This is a genomic window from Aquabacterium sp., assembly GCF_004297345.1.
Lineage (GTDB): Bacteria > Pseudomonadota > Gammaproteobacteria > Burkholderiales > Burkholderiaceae_C > Aquabacterium.
In genome coordinates, this window is the sequence record NZ_SCTN01000159.1 from 1 (window position 1) to 4,887 (window position 4,887).

At 60.9% G+C, this 4,887-nt stretch carries 4 protein-coding genes; 3 read left to right on the plus strand and 1 reads right to left on the minus strand.

Features of this window, described 5'->3' with window-relative positions:
* From EPO09_RS05330 to EPO09_RS05340, 3 genes are all read left to right on the plus strand, one after another.
* Positions 1-580: TetR/AcrR family transcriptional regulator (locus tag EPO09_RS05330; RefSeq protein ID WP_290640920.1), on the plus strand; the 580-nt coding region annotated here is incomplete at its 5' end.
* A 105-nt stretch (positions 581-685) separates the two neighbouring features.
* A complete protein-coding gene (locus EPO09_RS05335; RefSeq protein WP_290640922.1) occupies positions 686-2,170 on the plus strand; it encodes an amidase in 1,485 nt (494 codons plus the stop codon).
* 136 nt (positions 2,171-2,306) lie between these two features.
* Entirely contained in the window at positions 2,307-4,157 is a 1,851-nt protein-coding gene (locus EPO09_RS05340; RefSeq protein ID WP_290640923.1) for a hypothetical protein, read from the plus strand.
* On the opposite strand, the gene EPO09_RS05345 is transcribed toward EPO09_RS05340, so the two are convergent.
* Complete coding sequence (locus EPO09_RS05345) at positions 4,152-4,598, minus strand: DUF2325 domain-containing protein (protein ID WP_290640925.1); 447 nt, start codon at positions 4,596-4,598, stop codon at positions 4,152-4,154. The two genes, EPO09_RS05340 and EPO09_RS05345, sit on opposite strands and share 6 nt — an antisense overlap.
* Positions 4,599-4,887: the final 289 nt, after the last annotated feature.

Sequence of the window (4,887 nt, forward strand, 5' to 3'; positions counted from 1 at the left end):
TCCCGACCGATCTCAACAGGACGGCGCCCAGCGCCTGCTGGACAAGGCCTTGCAGCATGTGCGCGAGCACGGCTACGAGGAGATGTCCTTGCGGGCGATGGCGCAGCTTCTGGGCACCAGCCACCGCATGTTGATCTACTACTTCGGCTCATCCGAAGGCTTCTGGCGCGCGATCATGCTCAAGCTGCGTCACATCCAGACAGAAGGCTTGCTGGCCTTGATGGACACCGAAGGAGGGCCCACCTTCGAGCAGGCCTGGGCTTACCTCAGTTCACCCGAGCAGCGACCCTTCTTCCGGTCGCTGTTCCAGATCTATGGGCGTGTACTGGGTGAACCGCAAGGCCAGGAGGCGCTCCTGTACGAACTGGCTGATCAATGGTTGATTCATGCGGCAGCTCAGTTGGTCGAGCACCTGGGCATGACACCCGAGGAAGGGCGCGTGCAGGCCCGCTTGCGCATGGCGGTCATCCGGGGCTTGATGCTCGATCTGCTGTCCACCCACGATGAGGTCGGCGTGCAAGAGGCGGTTGCCTTGTTTGCCAGGGTGCTGCCTCTGCCAGCCCCCGTTTCAAAACACTGACATCCGAACGTTGAATGGCACCCATTGCTGGGTTAACCCTCGCTTGTGTTGTTTGTGTACCATTGGTACATTCTCGCTCCATCGCAGTCACAGATGGAGCCATGCATGCGTTTTGACGAATACATCCGGTACGACGGTTTGGGCCTGGCCGGCCTTGTACGCAGCGGCCAAGTGCACGCAACCGAACTGCTGGACATCGCTTTGGCGCGTACCGACCAGACGCATGCACGGCTCAATGCCGTGGTGCGCCGGCTGGACGACCGCGCCCGCAAACAGGCCGCGAGAACATGGCAAAGCGACATGCCTTTTGCCGGCGTGCCCTTCCTCGTCAAGGATCTCTTCCAGGACATCGCCGGTGTCCCCACGTCTTGGGGCACCAAGGTACTGGGCAATGTGCCTGCTCAGGAAACAGCAGACGTCACCCGCCGTTGGGAAGAGGCTGGTGCCGTGATCTTCGGCATGACCAATACCCCCGAGCTGGGTTCGAAGGGCGTCACTGAATCATTGGCCTTGGGCCCCGCTCACAACCCCTGGGATCTGAGCCGCACCACAGGCGGTTCTTCTGGCGGTTCTGCTGCAGCCGTGGCCGCCGGCCTGGTGCCTGTGGCGGGTGCCAATGATGGCGGCGGCTCCATCCGCATCCCGGCTGCCGCTTGTGGCTTGTTTGGCCTCAAGCCCGGGCGAGGGCGCGTGTCCATGGGGCCGATGGCCGCTGAAGGCCTCAACGGTGCCGCCGTCAATGGCGTGTTGTCGCGCAGCGTTCGGGATACGGCCGCCATGATGGATGTGCTGCAAGTGCCAGAGCCTCACGGGCCGTACTTCATGCCTCGCCCAAGCGTTCCCTATCTACAGCAGATCGCCACGCCGCCGCGCAGGCTGCGCATTGGCTTTTCAACCGCCTCACCAGTGGGCACCCCGGTGCATGCCGATGCGGTGGAGGCGGTGCAGGATGCCGCGCGCTTGCTGGCATCGCTGGGCCACCATGTCGAAGAGGCCGCGCCGGGCGTCGATGGCGAACAAGTCGCACAGGATTTCGCCACCTCGTGGTTTTGCTTGTCTGCTGCCTTGGTGGATGAAATCTGCCGCCAGACAGGGGCGCGCCTGACCGACTTCGAGCCTGATACTCGCGCCATGGCCGCCATTGGCAAAAGCACATCTGTGATGGATCTGATGCGCTCCCAGCACAACTGGCACACGCACAACCGAGCCTTGGCTGCCTTCCATGCGCGCTACGACATGTGGCTGTCCCCCGTGCTGAGTGAAGTGGCCCTGCCCATCGGGCAATTGACCACGCCTCGCATGTTGAGCTTGAGCATGGACGTGGCCCGCGTGCTGGGGCTCTCCGGCCTGGTTCGCAAGACACCAGCCTTCAATCAGCGCTTGATTGCCAATCTGTCGTGGACGCCGTTCACGCAACTGGCCAACCTCAGCGGCCGGCCAGCGATGTCCGTGCCGCTCTACTGGAACAGCGCCAACTTGCCTTTGGGTGTGCAGTTCGTGGCAGGGCTGGATGGCGAAGGCACCTTGCTGCAACTGGCGGCCGAGCTGGAGGCTGCCAGGCCTTGGTTCGATCGCAGGCCGGCCATCTGACCAGCATCTTGAAATTGCCCCGTCTCCTTCGTTCATATCCGGTTTTGCTGCGCGGTTTGTGCCTTTCATAATGTTGAAGGGAGGGCGACAGCCCATTGATAAGACCGCATGTGTCCGACAGGGACGGAGGGATGGAATGCGCACATACATGGCCAAGTGGGGCATCTGCTTGCTGGCTGGCTTGTCATTGGCCGGCTGCGACTTCAAGCAAGCGACCTTGATGTCGCCTGAAGACCGCATCACCGCGGCCTTTCCGGTGTCTGAATCTGCAAAGTCAGCGCGCTCGGTTTTGCTGGACCAGGCCGATGAAGCGCAGAAGAAGGCACTGTCTGCCGAATTCGAGCGGCGTCTGCGTTTGCGTGCCTTGTTGTGCGCCAAGGGATATGCGCCGTCCTGGCTCACTTCGCCCGACGACATCCGCAAGAACATCAACGATGGCGCCTGTTTCTCAAGCGTAGACAGCGATATCACCAGGTGGTTATCGTTGCGCAGGCTGGGCCTGATTCTGGCCAAGCCACCCTTGCGCGCCGTACCTGCCAGCCCGCCTGAGTTCACCGTGGCAGACGGCACGATCCAGACCGCTCGATTTGCCTCGAAAGCCGCTGTGGCCTTGGTGGTGGCCAGCCAGGACATCGAGGTGCTGGACATGGTCTCTGGCAAGGCCTTGTTGCGCGAACCTCGCGGTAGCGCCACGCCATTGGCGCTGTCGGCCAACGGCCGGGTGTTCGTGACGGGTGATGGTTCGCAGGTCAAGGTCAGGGAGTCCGAAACCGGTACGGTGTTGCTGGACCTGCCAGGTGTGCGCAGCGAGCAGTTCGTGCTGGCGGATGAACGCACTTTGTTCTTCACGCGCAACGACAATCGCAGTGACATGAGCGGGCTTGTGCTGGCCGATCTGGGCTCAGGCAAGGAAGTGCCCGTGAACGTGGTCAAGAACGGGGTGCAGCAGATATTGCCCGTGGCCAAAAGCAAGGACCAGTACATCTTGCTGGCCTGGCGAGGCGCCTACAAGATCGAGGTTCAACGAGACAAGGCCGAGCCCGAGATTCACCTGTTGGCGGAAAAGCCGCTGGATGGCATCTCCATGAGTTCGACCCAGAACTGCCTGACACCGGATGAGTCGGGCTGCTACATCGTCAATGGCAAGGGCTTGTCCATCATGGCACTGGATAGCTTGACGCTGCAGACCACGCCTTTTGATCCCTTCAGCATCCAGTCCGTTGTGCCAACGGGTGAGAAGGACAGCTTCTTCGTCTACGGCTATATGCCGGGCGGGGATGGTCAACGCATGTTCGTGTTCAACACCAGCACCCAGACCATTGCCACAGTCGACAAGGACAAGCTGCCTGGTGCGCGGCTGGTCTATGTGCCCTCGCTGCACAAGCTGGCACAACTCAACGACAACAAGATCGCGTTGTTGACAACAGGCTTGCCCACAAGTCCGCCCGTTGGCCTGTCAGCGTTCCTGGCTGAGGCGCTGGACCTTGCCAACCAGCGCAAGCTGGAAGCCTTCGAGAAACAGCAGGCCATGGAGGCTCAGGCCGCTGCGGCCATTGCCAATACGCCTGTGGCCAGAGCGGCAGCTGATGCGCAGATTGAAGGCGTAGGCGTGTATCAGGGCAACACCAGCCCATCGACATTGCGTACGCCGGAGGGCCGCAAGATGGGCGCGATCGATGTGCGCGTGCGGCCTTCGGCCAGGCCCATCGTGCTGGTGCTGAGCTCCTACGATCCTGTGCGCTGGAACGTGATCGTCGAGCCCGGTGCGCGCTTGTCGACCGTACTCTTGTCCAGTTATGGGGCTTCACAGGTTGTTGGTGCGGGCGCAGCCCGGGTCGTGCAGATCGGCACAACCTACGCTTACAAGCTGGGTAGCTCTGAATACGACGCCCTCAATCAGGACGTCAAGAAGTGGACGGGCAAAGGCATGGGCGTGTTCCAGGGCCGCTATGAGGGCGGCTCGTTCAGCGTGGGCGGCGGCTCATGATGATGGTGCGTCTTGCGTGACGGTCTCCAGCGCCTTTTTCATGGCCGAATGGCTGGGCGTGTCCACAAATATGCAGCGCTTGCCTGTGCGCTTGCAGTAGTCCTTGACCCGCCAATACGCGTCGTGACTGACGCAGCCAGTCTGGCAGATGACCAGATCTGCGGCGGTGACCGAGGCCTGCAACTGATCCTGAAGTTGGGCGATCACGGTGTCCTTTTTCAGCAGCTCGGCGCGGGCGCGCATCAAGGCGCCTTCGAGATGCTCAATGTGCTTGCATTGCGATAACTGTGCTTGGGTGTGTCGATCCTGGCTTGCCGCGAGGTGGCGAGCCAGAACCGCGTTTTCATTGAGCAGTGCGTCGAAGCGCGCCTGATCAAGCGCGGAGGCTGACCCGCGTTCCGACAAGATGGGTGAGGGCGTTTGAAAGCTGTGCTGGCACATGCGGTGTCTCCTGCAGGTGAGTGCCAAACATGCTATTGCAAATGGGAATCATTTGCAAATAAGCCAGGTTGCCCAAAGTACATCCTGGACCGGGGAGATTTCACGGGTAGAGCCCTCTGTTTTTGCGCAGATTATGGATTTGAGGGGGCACGTGCCGGCTGCTATTGAAATGCGAATCATTCTTGATTACAATCTAGTTAACAATGATTCGCATTTGCAATGTCATGGCACACAGTCTTCACGCGCTCCACATCAAGCCTGCCCAGGCTTATGCCATGCGTCGGCTGTC

Bases quoted from the DNA above. Each gene is read 5' to 3' on its own strand.
- EPO09_RS05345 (WP_290640925.1), bottom strand. From the start codon at position 4,598: ATGTGCCAGCACAGCTTTCAAACGCCCTCACCCATCTTGTCGGAACGC.
- EPO09_RS05335 (WP_290640922.1), top strand. From the start codon at position 686: ATGCGTTTTGACGAATACATCCGGTACGACGGTTTGGGCCTGGCCGGC.
- EPO09_RS05340 (WP_290640923.1), top strand. From the start codon at position 2,307: ATGCGCACATACATGGCCAAGTGGGGCATCTGCTTGCTGGCTGGCTTG.